The organism is Aeromonas sp. 603404 (assembly GCF_049171775.1).
Classification (GTDB): Bacteria; Pseudomonadota; Gammaproteobacteria; order Enterobacterales; family Aeromonadaceae; genus Aeromonas; species Aeromonas veronii_A.
The window spans coordinates 333,040-356,593 of sequence record NZ_JAAKPE010000002.1; the positions used below are offsets into that span (position 1 = coordinate 333,040).

The window sequence follows — 23,554 nt, forward strand, 5'->3', positions numbered from 1 at the left end:
GCATGGCCGCGCCATATTCTGACTGTGACGGGGTTAACGAAAGCGGAGTCAAAGGAGCGTCGATTTCAGGATGTACAGGGAGGATAAGGCGGGGAAAAGCGAAACGGCACAGCAGAGGGAGAGGGGAGCACAAGGGCGCTCCCCAAGGGATGGGGCGGGATTCAGTCGTCTTCGTCATCCTTCACTTCGCGGATCTTGTCCTTGTAGTTGGGCAACTGCTTCTCCAGCCGTTTCATGTCTTTGATGGCATTGAGAAACAGCCCGAGCAGGAACAGCAGCGGCAACCCTATCCACAGCCAGAGATTCATGGGATTTTCCTTTCGTCAGGACAGGTGGTGACATAACGGGCCAAAATTTCATCAAGGTTGGCCAGTATGGTCGACTTGCCTTCAATATCCGCCTGTTGCAGACAAAGCGCCAGTGCCGCGGGATCGAGTCGCTGCTCATCGGACTCCAGCGAGAAGCTGATATGCCAGGGCTCGTAGGCGACACCGCTCTGTGCCCCGACCGGCTTGGCATAAGGGAGGAAGAAGCCAAAGTCGCTCATATGATCGCTGAGCCACTCGCTGAGATCTGCAAACCAGCCCCCGGCTTCATACTCCCAGGGCTCCAGTGCCAGTTTGGTATCGGCAGGCAAACAGTCCGGGTCGTAGATATCGAGATCGGTCCCCCAGTGGTGCCGGCTGGTGCCGGGCAGAGCGCTCCAGCGCAAAATGGCGTGCAGCCGCTCCACCTCGCTTAGTTGCAGGGCATCGATGGGCTGACTGTTGGCATCGAGCAGCGGCCGTTCGCCGCGCCACTTGCCATTCCAGATGGCGAGCTGGCGCTCGAAGCTGCGCCAGCTGGAGGCCGCCTGCAGGTTGAACCCCTCATAGGCGGCTGCCACCTGCATGTCGTTGAAGGCCGCCGCGGTGGCGGCGGTCAGCCGATGGGGGCCTCGCCCTACCAGAATAAGGTGGCTCTCGTCGAGCCCCAGCAGTTGTTCCTGCGTCATGCCAGCAATCTCTCGAGCACCCCTTGGTACATGTCGGCCAGCAGATCCAGATCGTCCGCCTTCACGCACTCGTTCACCTTGTGAATGGTGGCGTTGACGGGGCCAAGCTCAATCACCTCGGCGCCGGTGGGGGCGATAAAGCGCCCGTCCGAGGTGCCGCCGGTGGTGAGCAGGGCTGGCTGCTGGCCATTGACCGCCTCGATGGCGGAGACCGCCGCTGCCAACAGTTTGCCGGTGTCGGTGAGGAACGGCTGGCCGGAGAGGGTCCAGCTCAGCTGATAATCGAGGCCATGTTTATCCAGCAGCGCTTCGACCCGCTCACGGATATCTATGTCGGTCAGTTCGGTACTGAAGCGGAAGTTGAACTGCACCTGCAGCTCGCCCGGAATGACGTTGGAGGCGCCGGTGCCGGCCGAGATGTTGGCGATCTGGAAGCTGGTGGGCGGGAAGTAGGCGTTGCCCTCATCCCACACGGTTGCGGCAAGCTCGGCCAGCGCTGGCGCCGCCTTGTGGATCGGGTTGTCAGCCAGATGTGGATAGGCCACATGCCCCTGCACCCCGCGCACAAGCAGATCGCCGGTGATGGAGCCGCGGCGGCCGTTCTTCACCACATCCCCGACCACGGCGGTGGAGGAGGGTTCACCAACGATGCACCAGCGGATCTTCTCGTTGCGGGCCTCCAGGGTGTCGATCACCCGGGTGGTGCCATTGATAAAGGGCCCCTCCTCATCGGAGGTGATGAGAAAGGCGATGGACCCTGTGTGATCCGGATGCTCGGCCACGAAGCGCTCGACCGCCACCACCATAGAAGCCAGCGAGCCCTTCATGTCGGCGGCGCCGCGCCCGTAGAGCACACCATCCTTGATGGTCGGCTCGAACGGTGGGGTGTGCCATTTGTCCAGCGGCCCGGCGGGCACCACGTCGGTGTGACCGGCGAAGCAGAACAGTGGCCCCTCGCTGCCACGGCGGGCCCAGAGATTGGTGGTGTCCTCAAACACCATGGGCTCGATGACGAACCCGATCCTGGCGAGGCGCTCCGCAATCAGGGTCTGGCACCCTTCATCGAGGGGGGTAACGGAGGGGCGGCGGATCAGATCCTTGGCCAGTGCGATGACATCCGACATCAGTTGTCCTTAGTTGTCCTTAACGGGAGAAGAGGGATTGGTAGTGATCAGCCTTGAAGCCCAGAGTCAGTTCGCCGTCACGGTCGAGCAGCGGGCGCTTGATCATGGCCGGGTGCTCCAGCAGCAGGGCGCGCGCCTTGGCGGTGTCGAGCCCCTGTTTGGCCTCATCCGGCAGGGCGCGGAAGGTGGTGCCGCGACTATTGAGCAGGGCTTCCCAGCCGAGTTTTGCCAGCCAGCTGTCCAGATCGTCCGGGTTCAGGCCGTCGGCGCGGTGGTCGTGAAAGCGGTAGTCGATACCGGCCTCATCCAGCCACTTGCGGGCTTTCTTGATGGTGTCGCAGTTCTTGATGCCATAGAGGGTGATGGCCATGGGGAGTCCTTCTCTTGTGGGCGCTGGCTGTGGCCGCGCCCGAAAATCCGAATCAACAGAGTGCAAGTGCCCGATTCTGGCATTGTGGCAATCCCATGGCAACGCCGATGGTCCGGCTCGCGGGTTTTGCCGGAACTGGTCACACCTGAACGGCGATTTTGAGCACAAAGTCAGAAGCTGTGGGGCTGGTGTGCCCGATGGGGTTGGGTATTGCGGGAGAAGATCGACTATTGCAGGAGAAAAAGAGAAGGGGGCAAACACCAGATAGCCAAAACGCGCCAGCGGGCGCGTTTTGGTCGGCATCATCAAGCACCTCAATCAGTGCAGGGTGGTCCACTCATGGTCAAAGACCCGGGCCCGTTCCCAAGGTGCATCAGGCAGGCTGGAAGAGAGGCCAGTGTATTTGCCCACGTCGTCCACCACGATGGCGGAGAGGATCGGCAGGTTGTTTTCGGTGCAGTACATGCGGATGCGTTGCAGCAGGGTGCGCAGTTCATCCTGGCACTGCTCCAGCCCGGCCTGCTTGGCCAGTTTGGAGTAACGAATGGTAGTGCGTTCCTTTGCAGACTCGACGAGGATGTCCCACAGCTTGTAGTCGCAGGTCGAAGCACCTGCGGTGGCTTGGCTTGTCATAACTCTCTCCGGCGCGAAATGGTCGCTATATGTCGAAGCGCATCTTCGCCAGTTCGGCGCCGTCATATGTTGATCCAACGCAAAAAAGAGGGGAGTCGCGTCACACAATTCCCGGATATGGGGTGATAAAGGTTTTCCGGTAGTTGAAATAACGAAAAATTGTTACATGGCCGACATATTATGCTAATGAATCACGGTGACGGCACCTTTATTGATAGGGATCAAAGGCAAACAGTGGTCAGATCACTAGATTTCGCTCTTCGATAAATTTATCAGGAGTGAATATTGGAACTTTTATTCGTCTTGCTCGTTCTGGTCGCCGTGGTCTACGGCATCATCAAGGATTACAACCCGCAGGCGGTGCTGGCGCTGGCGGGCATGGCCATTTTTGCGGTGGCCTACTGGCTGGGGCTGCACCCCATTCTCCCCGCTGACAAGAGCACCGGTTTCGCCCTGTTCGACCTGTTCGAAGTGTTCAAGGGGATCTTCTCCTACCGCGCGGCGGGCCTCGGCCTCACCATCATGGCGGTGGCGGGTTTTGCCACCTACATGTCCCATATCGGTGCCTCCCAGGCGCTGGTGCGGGTGGCGGTCAAACCGGTGGCAGGCATCCAGTCCAGCTACCTGATGCTCTCCATCTGCTATCTGGTGGCGGTATTCGTCTCCCTGTTCGTCACCTCCGCTACCGGCCTTGGCCTGCTGTTGATGGTCACCATGTATCCGGTGATGCGCAACCTCGGCATCAGCCCGGCCTCCGCCTGTGGCGTCATCGCCACCTCACAGGCGTTTGAAATTGGCCCGACCCAGACCAACGCCATCTTCTCCGCCGGTCAATCCGGCATGGATCCGACCAGCTATTTTGTCGACTACCAGATCTGGCTGGTGGCCCCCATGCTGCTGGTGACCATGGTGCTGCACTTCTTCTGGCAGCGTCACTGCGATCGCAAGGATGGCTGGGATCCGGCGCTCCATCGCGGCGATCACGCCGAGCTGGACGAACAGGGCACCGAGAGCGTGCAGGCGCCCACCTGGTATGCCCTGCTGCCGATCATCCCCTTCGTGCTGATGATGACCTTCTCCAAGCTGCTGGTGAGCGACATCAAGATGAGCGTGGAGGTGGCCATGCTGCTGTCGGTCTTTATCGGCATGCTGTGCGAGCTGCTGCGTAGCCGCTCGGTGCGTACCGCATTCGCGGGGCTGTCGAGCTTCCTCGATGGTATGGGCAAGGTGTTTGGCCCCGTGGTGGCGCTGATCGTCTGTGCCGAGCTGTTTGCCGAATCTCTCAAGGCCATCGGCGCCATCGATACCCTGCTGCACTCTGCCAGCAATGCCGGTATCGGCAGCGGTCTGATGACCCTGGTGATGGTGGCGCTGATCATGGTGGCGGCGGTCATCATGGGCTCCGGCAATGCGGCGTTCCTCAGCTTCTCTACCCTGGCACCGGCGGTGGCAGCCAAGTTTGGCGTACCGGCGGTGACCATGCTGCTGCCGATGCAGCTCGCTTCCAGTATCGGCCGTACCGTCTCTCCCATCGCAGCGGTACTGATCGCCTGTGCGGGGATTGCCAAGGTATCGCCCTTTACCGTGGTCAAGCGCACCAGCGTGCCGATGGCGGGGGCGCTGGTGACGGCGCTGACCCTCAACTATCTGCTGTTTATGTAGTGATGTGGGTTATGTAGTGGTGTTTGGAATTTACCGGTCGGGCGGGTGGCATGGCTGCCCGCCTTTTTCTCACTGTGTCGCATTGTTGCAATAGACGATCGGCCATCAACGCTGATTGTTGCATGGAGGAGATAATGACAGTTGTAAAGAGCCCGTTTTCCCTCGATAACTATCTGGCCGATTTGGCCCCGCTCATCAACCTCGATTGCGGTACTCGCACCCCGGCCGGAGTAGCGAAGGTGGCCGACATCATGACCGAGAAATATGAGGCCATCGGCTGGCAGGTGACTCGCCACCAGTTTGCTGCCGAGTGCGGCCCCTGCCTCGAGATCACCAATGCGCCGGGTGCCGATCACTACGACGTGATGCTGTGCGGCCACATGGATACCGTCTTCCCCGAGGGGACGGCGGCCAAGCGCCCGCTCAAGATTGAAGGCAATCAAGCCTTTGGCCCCGGTGTGTCGGACATGAAGAGCGGCCTGCTCTCTATCTGGTATGCCCTCAAAGAGATGGATCCGGCATTGCTTGCCAAGCTCAAGGTGCTGGTCTGCTACAACTGCGACGAAGAGATTGGCTCCCCTTGGTCGAAAGATTGGCTGGTGGAGAAGGCCAAACAGAGCGGCTGCGTGCTGGTGGCCGAGGCAGCCCGTCCCAACGGGGATCTCATCAGCGCCCGCAAGGGCAATGCCAAGTACCGCATCACCTTCCACGGCAAGGCGTCCCACGCCGGTTCGGCCCTCACCGAAGGGATCTCCGCCATCACCGAGCTGGCGCATTGGGTACTGGCCATCAACGAGCAGGTCAACATGACCACGGGCACCACCATGAACGTCGGCGTGGTACAGGGTGGCACTGGCGTTAACGTGGTGCCGGACTTTGCCGAGGCGATCGTGGATTTGCGCTTCTGGAGCAACGAAGAGGCCGCTGCGGTGCACGACCGGCTCACCTTTATGGCCAACAACCCCTTCCTCGCGGGTTGTCGGGTCGAGGTGGATCGCCAGACCTTCAAGCCGGCGATGCGACCGAGCGGTGACACCGAGGCGCTGATGGCGCTGGTGGAGGCGGCAGCCAAGGAGGAGGGGATCCCCTTCAACTGGCTGGAGGCCGGTGGCGGCTCGGATGCCAACTTTACCGCCGCCGCGGGTGTGCCGTCGCTGGATGGCTTCGGCCCCATGGGCGGCGGCTTCCACTCGGAGGCGGAGTTCCTGCTGCTGGAGAGCATCGAACCGCGCATCCGCCTGCTGCAGCGGGTGCTGAGCAAGCTGGCGAAATAAGCCGGTTTATCCCTTGTTCGGGTCGTCATGGCCCGCTCAAAACTGGTCCGCTCAAATCCAAACGGGAGGCTGTTGCCTCCCGTTTTTTTATCTCGATTTTTCGCGCGCTGAGTGAGTTGGCCAGATGGCCTGAGGCTGTTACCCCTGTGGTTCGGCCAGATAGGCCAGATGATCCTGCCGCGCCACCAGCCAGCCATCGAGGCGCAGCGGGGCCGCAAAGCCCGGGCCGTCAGTCACCATGGTGTGGTACTCCCCCTGCTCGCCGCAGGCATCGAAGCCTTCGCGCTCGGCCAGTTGTTGTAACTCGGCGAGGGTGGCGGCATCGAGGGTGCGTCCAGTCCACTCGGGAGCCAGCACCCGGGTATCGACGCAGGAGAGGTGGGCGACGATGCCGCGCGCCCGCATATCCGCCAGCAAGGCTTGACGAGATTGCTGCCAGAGCGGGGTGTGGACGGTGAGACCAAGCGGGCGGCAGCGCTCGCGGATCCAGTTTGGTGCGCCGCCCACGCTGTCGATATCGCCGGTGACTACGCCATCGAGTTGCCACTCCTCCTTGAGCCGTGCCAGTTCCCGCTCATAACCGAGATCGAACGGTGCTTCTATGGTGACCAGCAGATGGGGCAGCCCGAGGGCTTCCGCCTGACGGCGCACCAGCGGCAAGGGGTGAGCGAGAAATCGGGGCTCTGGCGGCGCAAAGGTGGCCAGTGCCACCACCTGATGGCCCGCTTGACGGGCATGACAGAGGGCCAGCATGGCATCTTTGCCACCGCTCCAGAGCAGGATGACGCGAGACATGGATGAGATTCCGGTGGTGAACGAGGGGGCATGCTACCCAGCGGCGGGAGCAGAGGTAAAGGCATAGTGTCCGGAAATGGCGGCGGGGAAATGGTTGAGGTAACGGAGCGGGAAAAAAGCAGGCCCCCGAAGTGGGGGCCTGTATTGCAATAGCGTGGTAAACGCCGCTGCGATTAGAGCAGGATGCTGGTGAGGATAAAGCCCAGCGAGCAGGAGGTCACCACCCCGATCAGCCCCGGAATGATGAAGCTGTGGTTGATGATGAACTTGCCGATGCGGGTGGTGCCGGAGCGGTCGAAACCGATACAGGCCAGATCGCTCGGGTAGGTCGGCAGCACAAAGTAGCCGTAGCTCGCCGGCAGGAAGGCGATCAGCAGCTTCGGCTCCACACCCAGCGCCAGACCCATGGGGGCGATGGCGGTGAGAGCGGCGGCCTGGCTGTTTACCAGCTTGGAGATGAGGAACAGCACCAGGGCGTAGGTCCAGGGCTGGGCCTGTACCACATGGGCCAGGGTCTCTTTGAGCAGCGGCATGTGGGCCTGGAAGAAGGTCTCACTCATCCATGCCACCCCGAATACGGAGAAGATGGCGACCATGCCCGCCTTGAAGACGGCACCGTTGGCGATCTCGCCCGGCTTGACCTTGCAGCGCATCAGGATGATGGCACCGGCGATCAGCATCATCATCTGGATCACCAGGTTCATGGAGAGCGGGCCGGTTTTGTCCTTGATGGTGAATACCGGGCGCAGACCTTCGTTGGCGCCGAGCAATACCACGGCAGCGATGGCGGCGAAGAAGATCCAGGTAGACCAGTAGGCCTCTTTCGGGAACTTGGTGTTAAGCAGGGTCTCGCCACCACCGTAGATGAAGGCGCGCTGCTCCGGGTCTTTGATCTTGGCCTGGAACTCTTCATCCTTGTCCAGATCCTTGCCGCGACGCAGGCTCCACAGGGCCGCCACGATGACACCGGTCAGGGAGGAGGGGATGGCGATCATCAGGATGTCGAGCAGGCCGTAAGCCTGACCGATACCATGACCGGCCGCCAGAATGGAGACCATGGAGACCACGGCAACGGAGACCGGGGAGGCGCAGATGGCCATCTGGGAGGCAACGGAGGCCACGGCCATCGGACGCTCGGGACGGATGTTCTTCTGCAGCGCGATGTCAGCGATGATGGGGAACATGGTGTAGACCACGTGGCCGGTACCGCACAGGAAGGTGAGGGTCCAGGTGGTGAGCGGCGCCAGGATAGTGATGTATTGCGGGTGACGGCGCAGCAGGCGCTCGGCCACTTGCATCATCAGGTTGAGGCCACCGGCAGTCTGCAGGGTGGCGGCACAGCCGATCACCGCCAGAATGGTCAGCATTACCTGAACAGGCGGTTCGCCCGGCACCAGGCCGAAGACGAAGGTCAGCAGGAAGAGACCGATACCACTGATGAGACCGAGTCCCATGCCCCCAAAGCGGGTACCCAGCAGCAAGCAGCCGAGTACCACTAAAAATTCCATCAAGATCATTCCGTTACCTCGTGTGATTCAACCCATATTGCCGCGGGTAGCCTGAACCATGAATTGTCATTGTCTGTTTTATTTAGCCCGAAAGGGTTAGTTGCTATTCTGCTCCCCTGAAAAAGTGAAAAAATTGAGTTACTTCAATAACTCGATGAATTTTTGATTAAACCACTTAAAAACCACGTACTAACAAAAACATCATTTTTGTCACCAAGTGGTATCACTCGGGGCCAGCCCATCAGAGTGCAACCAGAGGCGTTGTGATGGGGAATGCGTTGGTAAGGAAGTTGTGGAAAAAGGCCCGGGTCAGGGGAGAAGAGGCTGTAAAAACACGGGTTAAAGATATCTTTTTTGACAAATGGGGTGTTCTGCGACTCTGCTCATCGGGGGGCGGGTGCTGATAGCAGATAGCGACGCTGATACTGTTCGCTCAGCTGCTTGATATCGAGTCTGGCTAGCGCATTGTTCACTCGCTGTTGCAGTTGCTGTTGATCGGGACGGAACATGATGTGCAGGCTCTTGTACCCGAGGATCTTCGGGTTGAACTGCAGCTGTTCGGGGTGGAGTTTGTCATCGTGATAGGTGAGCCAGTAGAAAACATCCCGGTCGATCACGGCCAGATCGAGCCGGTCGCGCTGCAATTTTCGCAGGTTGAGGTGATCGTCGTCCACGGCAAAGGTGTTGAGGCGCTTGCTGGCCATCAGGGCATCAAATTCACGGGTATTGATATAACCTGCGACGACCCCAATCCGGTAGGAAGCGAGATCTTCGAGTCGCTGCCAGTGGATAGGGGGGCCGGCTTGCTGCGCCATGCCCAGCACACTACTGCCCACGCTGGTGGAAATATGCCACCGTTTATCCAGATCATCGGCGAAGTATTTGGGGAAGTAGCCGCTGTAGTGCTGGGCGGGATCGGATGCCAGCAACATGGCTCGATGCCAGGGGTAGAAGTCAAACTGAACCTCCAGCCCCGCTTCGGCAAATGCACGCTTGACGATATGGCCGGTAAGGCCACCATCAGGGAGATGCTGGCTGGTATAGGGGGGCCACTCCAGGGTGGTCAGGTGCACGGGTTCTGCCCGCAATTGCAGGGGGAGCCAGAGCAGCAAGAGTGTCAGAAGCCGACGATATCCCATGAACGACCCATTCCTTGTGTCGATTGGTTCTGAGTATTACCCATAACGGGGGTAATAAAAAAGCCGACCCTGAGGACGGCTTTTGCAATGTAGTGGCAATATGCCGCTGATCAGAACTCGGCGGTACGCGGAGTTCGCGGGAACGGGATCACGTCGCGGACGTTGCCCATGCCGGTCACGTAGACCACCAGACGCTCGAAGCCCAGACCGAAGCCGGAGTGCGGCACGGTACCGAAGCGACGCAGGTCGCGATACCACCAGTAATCTTCCTTGTTCAGGCCCATCTCGGCCAGGCGGGCATCCAGCACGTCCAGACGCTCTTCACGCTGGGAACCACCGATGATCTCGCCGATGCCCGGTGCCAGTACGTCCATCGCGGCAACGGTCTTGCCGTCGTCGTTGAGGCGCATGTAGAAGGCCTTGATATCTTTCGGATAGTTCTTCACCACCACCGGAGACTTGAAGTGCTCCTCGGCCAGATAGCGTTCGTGCTCGGAGGAGAGATCGATGCCCCAGGAGACCGGGAACTCGAACTTCTTGCCGCAGTTTTTCAGCACTTCGATGGCATCTGTGTAATCAATCTGGGCGAAGTCGGAGGCGACGAAACGCTCCAGACGGCCGATGGCATCCTTGTCTACGTGCTGGGCAAAGAACTCCAGATCGTCGCGACGTTCGGTCAGGACGGCGTTGAAGACATACTTCAGCATGGCTTCGGCCAGGGCGGCGTTATCTTCCAGATTGTTGAAGGCCACTTCCGGCTCAACCATCCAGAACTCGGCCAGGTGACGGCTGGTGTTGGAGTTTTCAGCGCGGAAGGTCGGCCCGAAGGTATAGACCTTGGAGAGGGCGCAGGCATAGGTTTCGGCGTTCAGCTGGCCGGATACGGTCAGGAAGGCCTCTTTGCCGAAGAAATCTTCGTTGTAGTCCACCTTGCCGGCGTCGGTACGCGGCAGGTTTTCCAGATCCAGGGTAGAGACACGGAACATCTCGCCGGCCCCTTCGGTATCAGAGGCGGTGATGAGCGGGGTCGCAACCCAGACAAAGCCCTCTTCGTGGAAGAAGCGGTGGATAGCTTGCGCCAGGCAGTGGCGAACCCGGGTCACGGCACCCACGATGTTGGTGCGCGGGCGCAGGTGAGCCTGTTCACGCAGGTACTCGATGCTGTGGCGCTTGGCGGCCATCGGGTAGGTATCGGGATCTTCGACCCAGCCGACGACCTTCACATCGGTGGCCTGCAGTTCGAAAGCCTGGCCGCTGCCCTGGGATTCGGCGATGATGCCAGTCACTTCCACGGAGCAGGCGGTGGTCAGACGCAGCACTTCATTCTCGTAATTGGCCAGGGTATTGGGGACGACGGCCTGTACCGGATGGAAACAGGAGCCATCGGAAATGGCCAAAAATGAGATCCCCGCCTTGGAATCACGGCGAGTCCGGATCCACCCTCGTACAGTCAGGGTGGTGCCAACCGCATATTTACCGGTCAGCACATCAACTACGGATGCGTGCGTCATCGAAATATTGTCTCCAGCTTGTTCTTGCAGCGCTATTTGCAACACTAGGGAGTCTGGCCCGGGCACAGATGGCCCACCATGGCAGACTAAGCCGTCAATCTTACCCGCGCGGGTTTGATAAACAAGCAAAAATGTCGGACTCTGGTGGGGTTTTCAGCATGGTTCACCCAAGCAGGGTTCCCTCGGGACAGGAGATGCGAGTGAAAGAGCGGCGACAAGGGCCGGATTGGCTGACACGACTGTTGCGAGCAATGGTGCTGATCTGCTGGTGCGGTTTTATCGTGCTGCTTGCGCTCTATCACTATGCTAGGCCGGAGATTGCATATGGTTTTCTGGTTTACGGCGGCATCAAGGTACGCGATTACTGGGATCCCGCACTCACTCCCTGGTTGGTGCATGGCCTGTGGGGTTGCAGCTTGCTGACCCTGGCTGTACTGCTGCTGGAGCGGCGGCGCAGTCGGCGCAGGGATGATGCCTATCACGTCAATCTGGCGATCCTGCTGCTGATCCTTATTGCTTGTCTGCTGTTCTATTACACCGGTTAGCCGATGCCGGGCGGTGTGGTCCGCTATTCGCCAGGGCGAGCTCCCGGCTTGCCGCCGAGCGGTCGCTTGCCGAGCTGGCGCTCCACACTGTCGAGCATCTGGTTGTAGGCCACCGCCACCCGGCCAATCTCGTCGCCGTCATCCCCCTCCAGCCGGTGGCCGAAGTCGTGCAAGTCGGTGGCCTCTTCCATGGAGCGGGTCAACTGGTTGAGGGGGCGCACGATCCAGGTGCGGATGACCCAGAGGGTCAGCAGCAGTCCCATCCCGAAGATGCCGGTGAGGATCAGCGCCGAGGTGAGGATATTCTGCTCGACCCGGGTAAACAGCGAATCGAGGGAGTAGTCAAAGCGCACCGCACCGAGCACAGTGTTCTCCGGCACCAGATGACAGCTGGTGCAGTCGGTGCCGCGAAAATCCTTCTTGGCTAGTAGCGGTCGGGTCACTACCAGACGGCTGTGCATGCCGTTGTGCACCACCTCCAGACTCCCTTTGCCCGCCAGAGCCAGCTCATCAAACTCATCTTTTACCTGCTCTGTCTCCCGTCCAGGCCCGAACTGTTTGCTCACCGCGTCGCCACGGACGATGCGGGCATCCTCCACATGGGCGTGGTCGAGAAACTTGCCGCGCAGGGTATCGCGGGCATCCATCTTGCCGGTCAGCATCAGCATGTTGAGGCCGTCGAAATAGGCTTCGGTCTGCTCGCGGCTCTGCTCCTTGATGAGGGTCAGGATGAGATCGCGCTCGCGCACCGCCTGATAGGCTGCGGAGAAGACCAGTACCATGGAGAAGATGAAGAGCAGGAAAAAGTTGATTTTGGCAGCAATGGAGAGGCGCATGAGCAGTCTTTCTTGATGGTAAAACCGCAGCAGTTTACCCCTCTTGGGGCCTCAGGTCTGGTGTTTTGCTCACATTACGGCAAGTGAAACTGCACTGAAGTGGATAAAGTTGCCCTCTTTATATATCAAATGCTGGTAGTCAAACGGGCGGCTGCGATGGCCGCCCGCTGCATGCCTTAAAACTCGCCTTCGGTGATGGCCTGACGGATGGCGCCGGTCAATACCCGCAGCTCTTCAGGGGTGATGACGAACGGGGGCATCAGGTAGACCAGCTTGCCAAAGGGGCGGATCCAGGCGCCCAGTTCGACAAACTTGCGCTGGATGCGCGCTACATCCACCCGCTCTTTCATCTCCACCACCCCGATGGCGCCGAGCACTCGCACATCCGCGACCGCCGGGTGCAGGGTCAGCTCTACCAGCTCGGTACGCAACTGATGCTCGATGGCGCGCACCCGCTCCTGCCAAGGTGAGGTCAGCAGCAACTCGATGGAGGCGTTGGCCACCGCGCAGGCAAGCGGGTTGCCCATAAAGGTGGGGCCGTGCATAAAGACGCCGGCCTTGCCGTCACAGATGATGCGGGCGACATGCTCGGTGGTCAGGGTCGCCGAGAGGGTGAGGTAGCCGCCGGTAAGCGCCTTGCCCAGACACATGATGTCGGGGCTGATCCCCGCCCAGTCGCAGGCAAACAGCTGGCCGGTGCGGCCAAAGCCGGTGGCAATCTCGTCGGCAATCAGCAGCACACCGAACTCGTCGCACAGGGCGCGCACCCACTGCAGGTAGCGGGGGTGATAGAAGCGCATGCCGCCAGCGCCTTGCACTATGGGCTCAAGCACGATGGCGGCGATCTCCTCGTGATGATCGGCCATGAGTGTCGCCAGCCCCACCACGCACTGCTCGTCCCACTCGGCGTGGAAGCGACAGCTGGGCGCATCGACAAAATAGTGTTCCGGCAGAAACCCCTTGTAGAGCTCATGCATGCCGCCATCGGGATCGCAGACGCTCATGGCGCCAAAGGTGTCGCCGTGATAGCCGCTGCGCAGGGCGACAAATTTGGCTCTGGGCGTCCCCTTGGCGTGCCAGTACTGCTGGGCCATCTTGAGCGCCACTTCCACTGCCACCGAGCCGGAATCGGCCAGAAATACCCGATCAAGCCCCTTCGGAGTGATCTCCACCAGCTTGCGGCAGAGCTCGACCGCCGGGGCGTGGGTGAGGCCGCCAAACATCACGTGAGACATCTTGCCGAGCTGGGCAGTGGCGGCGGCGTCCAACTCCGGCACCTGATAGCCGTGCACGCAAGCCCACCAGGAGCTCATGCCATCCACCAGTTCGCGGCCATCGCTGAGAGTGATCTTCACCCCTTTGGCGCTGGCCACTTCATAGCAGGGCAGGGGGTGAGTGAGGGAGGTATAGGGGTGCCAGATGTGGTGCAGGTCGAATTCTTGGTTGGTCATTTGTTGTTCTATTGTCAATTGGTTTGATCTGGTCGGTGTTGACAGTCTACGCGTGCTCTCTACACTAGCCAACAATTTCAGCCACTTGGCACTGCGCATCACCCTGAGCGCGCAGGCCCGGCGGCGGGTTTTGTGGCCGTCCATCCCAAGATGGCGGGCGCAGGATCCCACTAATAACAACCGGAAGCCATGTATGAATGCTCTCACAGCGGGCGGTCACGCCCTTCGTCATGACTGGACTCTCGTCGAGGTTCAGGCCCTGTTTGCCCTGCCGTTCAACGATCTGCTGTTTCAGGCCCAGACCGTCCACCGCGCCCACTTTGACCCGAATGAAGTGCAGGTGAGTACTTTGCTCTCCATCAAGACCGGCGCTTGCCCGGAAGATTGCAAATACTGCCCCCAGAGCGCCCGTTACCACACCGGGCTCGAAGCCGAGCGGCTGATGGAGGTGGAGAAGGTGCTGGAGCGGGCCCGTGAAGCGAAGGCCAACGGCTCGTCACGCTTTTGCATGGGGGCCGCCTGGCGCAACCCCAAAGAGAAGGACATGCCCTACATCATCCGGATGATCGAGGAGGTGCGGGGGCTGGGGATGGAGACCTGCATGACCCTGGGGATGCTCACCGCCGATCAGGCGGCGCGTCTGGGGGCCGCGGGGCTCGATTACTACAACCACAACCTCGACACCTCGCCGGAGTTCTACGGCGAGATCATCTCCACCCGCACCTATCAGGACCGGCTCGATACCCTGGAGCATGTGCGCGGCGCGGGCATGAAGGTCTGCTCCGGCGGTATCGTCGGCATGGGCGAGCAGGCGAAAGATCGGGCGGGCCTCTTGATGGCGCTGGCCAACCTGCCCCGTCACCCCGAAAGTGTGCCCATCAACATGCTGGTCAAGGTAAAGGGGACGCCGCTGGAGAACGAGGAGAACCTCGATCCGTTCGAATTTATCCGCACCATCGCCGTGGCGCGGATCATGATGCCCGCCTCCCATGTGCGTCTCTCCGCCGGGCGAGAAAAGATGAACGAGCAGATGCAGGCCATGTGCTTTATGGCGGGGGCCAACTCCATTTTCTACGGCTGCAAACTGCTGACCACCCCCAACCCGGACGAAAACAGCGACATGCAGCTGTTCAAGCGGCTCGGCATTCGTCCCGCCCAGCGGGCCCAGAAGCCGGATCAGGTTCAAGAAGAGGAGCTGCTGGCCGAGGTGAGCCGCCAGAGTGAACCTGCCGAAATGTTTTATGACGCCACCCGCCCCCGAGCAGGGGTCGTGCGGTCATGACTGGCCCAGCAGTAACGGGCCCCTTTGTGTTGGGCACGGCGCTGGCCGAGCGCGAGCAGGTGGGTCTGCTGCGCAACCGCATCGCGACCGACGGGGCGAGTGGCGGGCGGCTCAGGGTTGCAGGGCGCGAATACTTCAACTTTTCCGCCAACGACTATCTGGGACTGGCGGATCACGGCGCCATCAAGGCCGCCTTCAACGCGGGGATTGAGCGTTATGGCACGGGCTCCGGCGCCTCGCCGCTGGTGACCGGTTACAGCCGTGCCCACCAACAGCTTGAGGAGACCCTGGCCGAGTGGCTCGGGGTGGAGGCGGTGCTGCTGTTCAACTGCGGTTTTTCGGCCAATCAGGCGGTGCTCAAAGCGCTGCTCGGCAAGGAGCATCTGCTGTGGCAGGACAAACTCAACCACGCCTCCCTGCAGGAGATGGGCAGCCAGCTTCCCTGCAAGATGAAGCGCTTTGCCCACAACGACATGGAGGCCCTTGAGCGGCAGCTTGAGCCCAATCGCGGACTGATTGTCTCGGAAGGGGTGTTCAGCATGGACGGGGATCAGGCCCCCTGGGGTGAGCTCGCAACCCTCGCCGCCCGGAGCGGCAACTGGCTGATGATCGACGATGCCCATGGTCTCGGCGTGATGGGGCCCGAGGGGAGCGGCACTCTGGCGGCGCAGGAGGTAGATCCGGCCAGCGTACACATCCAGATGGGCACTTTTGGCAAGGCGCTTGGTGTGGCTGGCGCTTTTGTCGGCGGCAGCCGCGAGCTGGTGGAGTATCTGGTCAACTTCGCCCGCCACTATGTCTACAGCACCCATATGCCGGCGGCGCAGGCTTGCGCAGTCAGCAAGAGCATCGAGCTGGTGCGTGCCGCCGATGAGGCCCGCTCCCATCTTGGTAAGCTCATCGCCCGCTTCCGGCAAGGGGCAGAGGCGTTGGGTTGGCAACTCGGTGCGAGCGATACCCCGATCCAGCCGCTGCAGGTGGGAGAGAGCAGTGTTGCCCTGCAACTGGCAGAACGGCTGCGCGAATGCGGCGTCTGGGTGAGCGCCATCCGCCCGCCCACGGTGCCAGTCGGTACGGCCCGGCTGCGCATTACCCTGAGCGCGGCTCACCGCGAGCAGGATGTGGATCGCCTGCTCGATGCCTTGGGGGTCTGCCCTGCAGTTACAACGCTTGGGGAGACTCACTATGGCTGAGCGTTTTCAAACGGTCGACAAGGCGCAACTTGCTCGCCGTTTTGGCGCCGCCGCTCGTCATTACGATGCCCATGCCCGCTTTCAGCAGGAGGTGGGGCAGGCGTTGCTGGAATGGATGCCGAGCAGGCCGGTTGGCACTGATCTGACGGTGAGCGGGCTGGATCTGGGCTGCGGCACCGGCTTTTTCTTGCCCCAACTGGCGAACCGTTGTCATCAGCTGGTGGGACTGGATCTTGCCCCCGGCATGCTGGCGCAGGCCGCCTTGCGTGACAGCGGTGCTCGCCTGCTCTGCGGCGATGCGGAGCAGCTTCCTTTCGCCGATAACGCGTTCGACTGGGTTTTCTCCAGTCTGGCGTTGCAGTGGTGCGAGCGTCCGGCCCAGGCTTTTGGCGAGTTGCTGCGAGTGGTCAAACCGGGCGGCCAGATCTTTTTCTCGACCCTGCTCGATGAGTCGCTCTGGCAGTTGCGAGCCGCCTGGCAGCAGCTTGATGGTCGCGCCCATGTCAATCGCTTCCTCAGCCTGCCACAATTGGAGCAGGCGCTGGCGAGCGCCGGGGTATCTGCTCCCGAGCTGCGTTGTATCACCTGGGATCTCGCCTATCTTGAATTGCCGCAGTTGTTGCGCGATCTCAAGGGGATTGGGGCCAATCAGATCAATGACAATCAGGGGAGTGCCGCCCCGGCCGGTCTGAGCGGTCGCGCCAGATTGCAGCAGCTGGCGCAGGCGTATGAGGCGTTTCGCCAGCCCGATGGCAGGCTGGTCGCCAGTTATCGGGTGTGCCTCGGCCGTCTTAGCAAGCCTCGTTGAGCGCCGGGAATCGTATTGTGTGCAGGGTAGTCAATGGGCCCTGCCAAGGAGAGAACCGTATGAAATCATTCTTTATCACCGGCACCGATACCGATGTGGGCAAGACACTGGTGGCGCGTACCCTGCTGCGCGAATTCAGCGCACAGGGAATCAAGTGCGCGGGCTACAAGCCGGTCTCTGCCGGATGTGCCCGCACCCCGGACGGGCTGCGCAACCTGGATGCCGTTCTGTTGCAGGAGGCGGCGAGCCTGCCGCTGCCCTATGAGGTGGTCAATCCGTTCGCTTATGAGCCACCGATTGCGCCCCACATTGCCGCCAGCGAGGCGCGCCAGCCCATCACCATGCAGGGGTTGAGCGAGGGGCTGCGCAAGATTGAACAGGCCGGGGCCGAACTGGCGGTAGTGGAAGGGGCAGGGGGCTGGTATTTGCCGCTCGATCGCAAGCATCTGCTGTCGGATTGGGTCAAGCAGGAGAACATGCCGGTGATTTTGGTGGTGGGGGCCAAACTGGGCTGTCTCAACCATGCACTGCTCACCTTTGCTGCCATTCGCAACGATCGGTTGCCAGTGGCGGGATGGGTTATTAATCGCCTTCACAGTGCCATGAGCCACTATCAGGAAAATCTGGACACCCTGAGGGGGATGTTACCGGCCCCGTTTCTGGGGGAAATTCCCTTTATAAACAATCCATTTGAAGCTGATTTGCAGGGGCGGCTTGATATCTCTCCGCTCTTGTGACGTCACATTCAGCGAACATTCATCGAGTCTCCCTAAAATTCATCCATAACATGGAGATAGGGAGGTCGAGTGATCTCTCTCCGTGTCTTTAATTCTCACAAGGAGTCTATATGAAGCGAATTATGCTATTCCTGGTGACCAACCTGGCCGTCATGCTGGTGCTGGGGGTGGTACTCAATATCCTGTTCTCGGTTCTGGGGATCAACAAGTCCAGCATTTCCGGGCTGTTGATGTTCTGTGCCGTGTTCGGTTTTGGGGGTTCCTTTATCTCCTTGCTGATGTCCAAGTGGATGGCCAAGCGCAGCTATGGCGTCCAGGTCATCGAGCAACCCCGTAACGAGACCGAGCACTGGCTGGTGAGCACTGTTGCCCGTCAGGCCCGCGAAGCGGGTATCAAGATGCCGGAAGTGGGGATCTACGACTCTCCCGAGATGAACGCCTTTGCGACCGGCGCCCGCCGCGATGATTCGCTGGTGGCGGTCTCCTCCGGCCTGCTCTACAGCATGAGCCGTGACGAGGCGGAAGCGGTACTGGCCCACGAGGTGAGCCACGTTGCCAACGGCGACATGGTGACCCTGACCCTGATCCAGGGGGTGGTGAACACCTTCGTGATGTTCTTCGCCCGCATCGTGGCTGGCGTCATCAGCAACTTCTTCAGTTCCAACAACGAGGAAGAGAGCAGCAGCACCGGTGGTTTTGCCTACATGATCACCGTGTTTGTGCTGGAGATGTTGTTCGGCATTCTGGCCTCCATCATCGTCATGTGGTTCAGCCGTCAGCGCGAGTTCCGTGCCGATGCCGGTGCCGCCAAGCTGGCCGGTCGCGACAAGATGATTGCCGCCCTTGAGCGCCTTTCCCGCGGTGCCGAGCCGCAGCTGGAAGGCTCAATGATGGCCTTTGGCATCAACGGCAAGCGCTCCATGAGCGAACTGTTCATGAGCCACCCGCCCATCGAGCAGCGTATCGCCGCCCTGCGTGGTTGATAGATACTGAATGACAGGGGATAACCCCGAATAAAAAATGGCTGCCTTGGGGCAGCCGTTTTGTTTTGCAGCCTTCTTTAAAGCTTGAAGTGCCCCATCTCCTGGCGCAGCACCCGTGACAGCTGCTTGAGCTTGGCTGCCTCTTGGGACACGTGGCGGGCTGCGTCCCCCGATTGTTCCGAGAGGGAGGTGATGTTGCCGACGGTAGAGACCACCTCGTTGGCGGCGGTGGACTGCTCGCGCAGGGTGTGGCTGATCTCTCCCATCAGACCGGTGAGATTGGAGGCGTGGCTCTGGATGCTGGCGATTGCCTGCCCGGTCTGGTTGGCCAGTGTGACCCCGCGGGAGACGTTGTTGACCGTGTTCTCCATGCTGCGGATAGAGGCATCCGCCCCGCTCTGGATCTTGCTGATCATCCCGGTGATCTGCTGGGTCGAGGCCGCCGAGCGGCTGGCCAGATTGCGTACTTCGTCGGCCACCACCGCAAAGCCACGTCCCTGCTCACCGGCCCGCGCCGCCTCGATAGCCGCGTTGAGGGCCAGCAGGTTGGTCTGATCGGCGATGCCGCGGATAACGCCGATGATCTCCGAGATCTGCTGGGTATGGCTGTTGAGTTCTGCGATGGTGCTGGCTGCTTCACCGACCGTGGTGGAGATATTCTCGATGCTGCCAAGCGTCTCCTTGATGACCCCGGAGCCCTCCTCCAGCGTGTCGGCTGAGACCTTGCTGAGCTCGTCTGCATGGCTGGCATTGTCGGAGAGGTGGCTGATGCTCACCACCAGCTCTTCGATGGCGGCGGCCATGGTCTGGGTACTGGTTTGCTGATCGGTGGCGAACTGGGCGGTCTGCTCCGCTATCTGGGCGATGCTGTCGGCCGAATTGGACAACTCCTCGGTGGAGTGGGATACCTTGCCGATGATCCCCTTGAGGGTGCTCTGTGTGGTGCCAAGCAGGCCGATAAGACTCTCTTTCGAGCCTTGGGGCACCTTGATGGGGCGGGAGAAATCCCCTTCTGCCAGCAGATGGAGGTCGGTCTTGAGCTGTTCGACCGAGGTGCCCACCAGATCGAGCAGGGAGCGATATGTGCGCCAGAGGAAGAACATCAATACCAGGCCCAGAGCGATAAAAAGGTAGCGCAGCATGTCGGTATTGGCGGTGGCACTCTCGACCGCCTCCTGGTTGCGCCCCTCCATCATCACGTAGAAATCGTCGATGGGTGACATGATGCGACCCTTGTTCTGGTGATAGGCCTTGTCATGCATCATGGCGATGGCCTTCTGCTGGTTGGCGGCCAGATCACCGTCCGTCTGCTGCACCAGTTTGAAGGCAGCCACCTCGGTGTTGACCAGTGCATCCGAGTTGTTCTTGGCCTCGTTGAGCTTGGCGAGTTCAGCATCGGTGAAACCGGCATCCTTCATCAGATCGATCAGGCCGCGGCGAACATTGCTGTCGGGGCGAGGATTCTGGCCGTTGGCCGCGACAAAATCCCAATAGATACGGTTGTAGCCATCCGGTCTCGGCTGTTCGCCGTTGCGAATGGCCAGTATCCGCATGTACTGCTGCTCGTAGGCTGGATCCTTGGTGATGACGTAGGTGCGACCGAGTCGGGTCAGGTCATCGGAGGATTGGCGCAGCTCGTCGGCCAGCAGGTAGGAGAGATATTGTTGTCGATAACTCTCTTCCAGTTGTTTACCCGCCCAGCTGTAGGCGAAAAACACCAGTGACAGCAGGATCAGGGTGATGACGGAGAGCAAGAGGTTGAGTTGAAAGGCGGGTTTGTTCTGTTCCATGGTTTGAGCGTCCTTATTCTCACCGGGTAACCCCCTTGGTCAGACGGCAAAGGCCGCTACGTCGGAGGGGTTTTGTTGTTATTGCTGTGAGTATAGAAGTCATCGTCGGCATGGTTGCGCAGGCGGGGCGAGAAAGAGACGAGAATGGAGGAACCGCGGGTCGACAGGGGGGAAAAGGTCGGCCAGGATCGGGGCCCAGCCAGCCTTTTCGTGGCTCGATCACCTTATTTGATGACGATGTTTGTGAGCGGCACGGCGCAGCAGGCAAGGATCTTGCCCTCGGCCCGCTCGGCGGCGGTGATGGCGGGGGCGTCGGGGTGATCCACCTCGCCCGAGATCAGCGTCTGTTTGCAACTGCCGCAGATGCCGGCGCGGCAGCTCCAGGGCAGCTCAACTCCCTGCTTGTTGGCCTGATCCAGCACTGTGCCCTGATTGTTGCCGGTAAAGGCTTGGGCGCCGATACGCAGTTGCACCGCCTGATGGGGGCGGGCCACCGAGAGAATGGCGCCGCCAAAACTCTCCTGTTTGATCCGTGTGGCCGGAACGCCGAGGGCCGCAACTTTGGCGGCAGCATCGGCCATAAAGCCGTGGGGGCCGCAGATAAAGACCTCTTTTTCGGCCAACCCTTTGACCAGTTGCAGATGCTCATCATTGAGTCGCCCTTGCAGCCCCAGCCAGTGTTTGTCAGGCTGACTCAGGATCAGGGTGAGGGTCATCCCCTGCTGCGCCATGGCGTGCAGTTCGCTGGCGGCGGGAATGTCCGCTTCGCTGCGGCACAGGTGCATAAAGTGAACCTCTTCCAGCTCCCCGCGTAGCGCCAGGGTGCGGGCTATCGCCAGCATGGGGGTGACGCCGGAGCCTGCGGAGAGCAACAGGAGGTTGCGCTCGGACCCTAAGTGAAACTCGCCAGCGGGGTTGGCGGCCAGCAGCCGGTCGCCCACCTGCAGTTGCTTGTGCAGCCAGTGGGAGATGCGGCCACCCTCCACCTTCTTGACGCTGATGCTGTAACGCTCCGGGTGATCCGGCGTGGAGCTCAGGGTATAGCGCCGCTGGATCCGCTCGTTTTTGATATCGAGGCTGATGGGCAGATGCTGGCCCGGCAGGTAGTCGGGCAGGGGCTCGCCATCGGCGGCGTCGAACCAGAAGGTCTCCAGATCCCGCGCCAGCGGTTCGCGGGCCACGCAGACCAGCTCCCGCTTCTTCGGTGCGGCGGCGGGATAGACCACCGGACGGGTACGCTCCAGCACCTCGATCTCGCTGCCTGCCTCAATCCAGCCTTCGTTCAGCGCCACCAGATTCTGGCCGAAGTAGACCTCGCCATCCTCGCCACGGCGGTAGCGGGTGAGGGTAGCCAGCGGCTCTTTCAGGGCGTTGAAGCGATCGGTGCCCGCTTCCACCGTGGTCATGATGCAGCGGCTGCAGGGTTTGACCACTTTAAATTCCACTTCGCCGATGCGGATGCGCACCCAGCTGTCCTCCTCGAAGGGCTGGGTATTGCTTGCCACCAGATTGGTACGGAACTGGCTCATCTGGTGCAGCGCATCGGAGCGCAGATTGAGATCCTCAAGGGAGGCCTGGCTTATCAGCAGCAGCGGATAACCGTCGGCAAAGCTGACCCGGGTGCCGGTCTTCTCGCGAAAGCGATCAGAGGTTTCACCCAGCCAGAGCAGTTGCACTGTCTCCCCTGCCACCCGGCTTAGCCACCCATCGGCTTTGGGGTCGGTGTGCAGGGCGGTGAAACGGTCGCTCCAGACTCCGGTAGCTTGCGGGGCGCGGCTGAAGTCGGCCTCTTGCAGGGTGAGCGGTTCAAAGCCCGGATAGCGCAGTTGCAAGCCACCTTCGATGGGGGTAGCCACGACCTGTTGCAGTTGGGGATGGGTTCGGGCGGTGATAAAGGTGCCGTCCGGTTTGACCACCATGTAGCGGCGATCCCCCGCGAGCCCCTCCTGGGTCACCCGGGCGCGAGCCAGCGGCATACCTGCAGTCGATTTGATGGGGTAGAGGTGAATGCTGTCTAGCCTGGGCATCTTCATATCCTTGTGACGCGGCGCGATCGCCTGGAAAAAGGGGAACATAACGGTTCCCCGGCGATCCGGCAATCCTTTCAAGGGGGCGGTCTATAGTTGGGAAAAGAGAACAAGAGGGCATCGGGATGAAAATAAGCTGGTTGCTGGCGGGGAGCCTTTTTTGTCACGGGCTCTGGGCGCAGGAGCTGACCCTGACCACGGGAGAGTATCCCCCTTACTGCTCCGAGACGCTGAAATATCAGGGGCTTATCCCCCATGTGGTGAGTGAGGCATTCAAGAGTGAAGGGGTGAGCGTCAAGTTTCAGTTTCTGCCCTGGAAGCGGGCCTTTCGCTTGTCGGAGGAGGGAGTGGTGGATGGCACAGTCCACTGGTATGAGTCGAGCGAGCGGCGCAAAACCCATCTCTACAGCGATCCCATCCTGAGCGAAACCTACGTCTGGTTCTATCTCAAGTCCGATCCGCTGGAATGGCGCAGCTATCAGGATCTGGCGGATCGCAAGCTGGCTGCGGTCAGTGGCTATACCTACAATGCAGATTTTTTTGCAGCCATCGCACAGGTTCCGCTGCAGGTGCAGTTCGTCACCCGGCTGCGCCAGAGCTTTGATCTGCTGCTCTCCGGCCGCGCCGACCTGACCCTGGAGAACATAGATGTCGGCTACTACTCCCTGCGTCAGTTCTACCCGGCCAGCACGGTCGATCTCTTTGCAACCCATTCAAAACCCGTGATGAAAGTTGAAGGTCACCTGTTGATCAGCCGCAAGCGTGCCAACGCTGACGAGCTGGTCAAAACCTTCAATCGGGGGCTCGCCAAACTGAAAGCCAGCGGTCAGCTGGAGAAGATGTTACTTGAGTCACGTTCTGGTCTCTATGAACCATAAAGTGCAACATTTTT

General features: G+C 60.6%; 22 protein-coding genes. 9 read left to right on the top strand and 13 right to left on the bottom strand.

Annotated features, from left to right (window positions below; all coding sequences use genetic code 11):
- Positions 1-161: 161 nt before the first annotated feature.
- The 5 genes from G5306_RS05420 to G5306_RS05440 form a co-directional block, all read right to left on the bottom strand.
- On the bottom strand, positions 162-308 hold the full coding sequence (locus G5306_RS05420; protein WP_005337933.1) for a hypothetical protein: 147 nt from the start codon (positions 306-308) through the stop codon (positions 162-164).
- Positions 305-994 carry a M15 family metallopeptidase gene (locus tag G5306_RS05425; protein ID WP_005359341.1) on the bottom strand — a complete coding sequence of 230 codons (690 nt, stop codon included), beginning with the start codon at positions 992-994 and terminating at the stop codon, positions 305-307. Before G5306_RS05425 ends, G5306_RS05420 begins: the two co-directional genes overlap by 4 nt.
- A complete protein-coding gene (gene dapE / locus G5306_RS05430) occupies positions 991-2,118 on the bottom strand; it encodes a succinyl-diaminopimelate desuccinylase (RefSeq protein ID WP_421312517.1) in 1,128 nt (375 codons plus the stop codon). The genes G5306_RS05425 and dapE overlap by 4 nt, the downstream gene beginning before the upstream one ends.
- A gap of 19 nt (positions 2,119-2,137) precedes the next feature.
- Positions 2,138-2,488, bottom strand: coding sequence for an ArsC family reductase (locus G5306_RS05435; RefSeq protein ID WP_005337930.1), 351 nt, complete (start codon positions 2,486-2,488; stop codon positions 2,138-2,140).
- A gap of 318 nt (positions 2,489-2,806) precedes the next feature.
- The gene (locus G5306_RS05440) at positions 2,807-3,121 is read right to left on the bottom strand and encodes a hypothetical protein (protein WP_005337929.1); all 315 of its coding nucleotides are present in this window, start codon (positions 3,119-3,121) and stop codon (positions 2,807-2,809) included.
- 285 nt (positions 3,122-3,406) lie between these two features.
- Between G5306_RS05440 and dcuC the strand changes: the two genes are divergently transcribed.
- Entirely contained in the window at positions 3,407-4,783 is a 1,377-nt protein-coding gene (gene dcuC / locus G5306_RS05445) for a C4-dicarboxylate transporter DcuC (protein ID WP_005350454.1), read from the top strand.
- A 134-nt stretch (positions 4,784-4,917) separates the two neighbouring features.
- Entirely contained in the window at positions 4,918-6,057 is a 1,140-nt protein-coding gene (locus G5306_RS05450) for a M20 family metallopeptidase (RefSeq protein ID WP_421312518.1), read from the top strand.
- Positions 6,058-6,195: 138 nt separating this feature from the next.
- On the opposite strand, the gene G5306_RS05455 is transcribed toward G5306_RS05450, so the two are convergent.
- The 4 genes from G5306_RS05455 to asnS all read right to left on the bottom strand — a co-directional run bounded on the left by G5306_RS05455 (position 6,196) and on the right by asnS (position 11,010).
- Positions 6,196-6,852, bottom strand: coding sequence for a hypothetical protein (locus tag G5306_RS05455; RefSeq protein WP_421312519.1), 657 nt, complete (start codon positions 6,850-6,852; stop codon positions 6,196-6,198).
- 173 nt (positions 6,853-7,025) lie between these two features.
- The gene (locus G5306_RS05460; RefSeq protein ID WP_005337916.1) at positions 7,026-8,369 is read right to left on the bottom strand and encodes an anaerobic C4-dicarboxylate transporter; all 1,344 of its coding nucleotides are present in this window, start codon (positions 8,367-8,369) and stop codon (positions 7,026-7,028) included.
- Positions 8,370-8,743: 374 nt separating this feature from the next.
- Entirely contained in the window at positions 8,744-9,499 is a 756-nt protein-coding gene (locus G5306_RS05465) for a substrate-binding periplasmic protein (protein WP_216979130.1), read from the bottom strand.
- Positions 9,500-9,609: 110 nt separating this feature from the next.
- Entirely contained in the window at positions 9,610-11,010 is a 1,401-nt protein-coding gene (gene asnS / locus G5306_RS05470) for an asparagine--tRNA ligase (RefSeq protein WP_421312520.1), read from the bottom strand.
- Between the two features lie 194 nt (positions 11,011-11,204).
- Between asnS and G5306_RS05475 the strand changes: the two genes are divergently transcribed.
- Positions 11,205-11,555, top strand: coding sequence for a hypothetical protein (locus tag G5306_RS05475; RefSeq protein WP_216979128.1), 351 nt, complete (start codon positions 11,205-11,207; stop codon positions 11,553-11,555).
- A 23-nt stretch (positions 11,556-11,578) separates the two neighbouring features.
- Here G5306_RS05475 and G5306_RS05480 read toward each other — a convergent pair whose 3' ends face one another.
- Entirely contained in the window at positions 11,579-12,391 is an 813-nt protein-coding gene (locus tag G5306_RS05480) for a HAMP domain-containing protein (RefSeq protein ID WP_216979127.1), read from the bottom strand.
- A 176-nt stretch (positions 12,392-12,567) separates the two neighbouring features.
- On the bottom strand, positions 12,568-13,842 hold the full coding sequence (bioA, locus tag G5306_RS05485) for an adenosylmethionine--8-amino-7-oxononanoate transaminase (protein WP_042055582.1): 1,275 nt from the start codon (positions 13,840-13,842) through the stop codon (positions 12,568-12,570).
- Positions 13,843-14,035: 193 nt separating this feature from the next.
- On the opposite strand from bioA, the gene bioB reads away from it, so the two are divergent.
- The 5 genes from bioB (at position 14,036) to htpX (ending at position 18,845) form a co-directional block, all read left to right on the top strand.
- Complete coding sequence (gene bioB / locus G5306_RS05490) at positions 14,036-15,124, top strand: biotin synthase BioB (RefSeq protein WP_421312521.1); 1,089 nt, start codon at positions 14,036-14,038, stop codon at positions 15,122-15,124.
- Positions 15,121-16,317 carry an 8-amino-7-oxononanoate synthase gene (gene bioF, locus G5306_RS05495; protein ID WP_421312522.1) on the top strand — a complete coding sequence of 399 codons (1,197 nt, stop codon included), beginning with the start codon at positions 15,121-15,123 and terminating at the stop codon, positions 16,315-16,317. Before bioB ends, bioF begins: the two co-directional genes overlap by 4 nt.
- A complete protein-coding gene (gene bioC, locus G5306_RS05500; protein ID WP_421312523.1) occupies positions 16,310-17,125 on the top strand; it encodes a malonyl-ACP O-methyltransferase BioC in 816 nt (271 codons plus the stop codon). Before bioF ends, bioC begins: the two co-directional genes overlap by 8 nt.
- Positions 17,126-17,184: 59 nt before the next feature.
- A complete protein-coding gene (gene bioD, locus G5306_RS05505; RefSeq protein WP_216954191.1) occupies positions 17,185-17,862 on the top strand; it encodes a dethiobiotin synthase in 678 nt (225 codons plus the stop codon).
- Positions 17,863-17,972: 110 nt separating this feature from the next.
- Positions 17,973-18,845 carry a protease HtpX gene (gene htpX / locus G5306_RS05510; RefSeq protein WP_069527876.1) on the top strand — a complete coding sequence of 291 codons (873 nt, stop codon included), beginning with the start codon at positions 17,973-17,975 and terminating at the stop codon, positions 18,843-18,845.
- A 77-nt stretch (positions 18,846-18,922) separates the two neighbouring features.
- On the opposite strand, the gene G5306_RS05515 is transcribed toward htpX, so the two are convergent.
- Both G5306_RS05515 and G5306_RS05520 read right to left on the bottom strand, forming a co-directional pair.
- Positions 18,923-20,635 carry a methyl-accepting chemotaxis protein gene (locus tag G5306_RS05515; RefSeq protein WP_266134426.1) on the bottom strand — a complete coding sequence of 571 codons (1,713 nt, stop codon included), beginning with the start codon at positions 20,633-20,635 and terminating at the stop codon, positions 18,923-18,925.
- Between the two features lie 224 nt (positions 20,636-20,859).
- On the bottom strand, positions 20,860-22,710 hold the full coding sequence (locus tag G5306_RS05520) for an MOSC N-terminal beta barrel domain-containing protein (RefSeq protein WP_421312524.1): 1,851 nt from the start codon (positions 22,708-22,710) through the stop codon (positions 20,860-20,862).
- Positions 22,711-22,787: 77 nt separating this feature from the next.
- On the opposite strand from G5306_RS05520, the gene G5306_RS05525 reads away from it, so the two are divergent.
- A complete protein-coding gene (locus G5306_RS05525; protein WP_279460761.1) occupies positions 22,788-23,540 on the top strand; it encodes a substrate-binding periplasmic protein in 753 nt (250 codons plus the stop codon).
- Positions 23,541-23,554 lie beyond the last annotated feature (14 nt).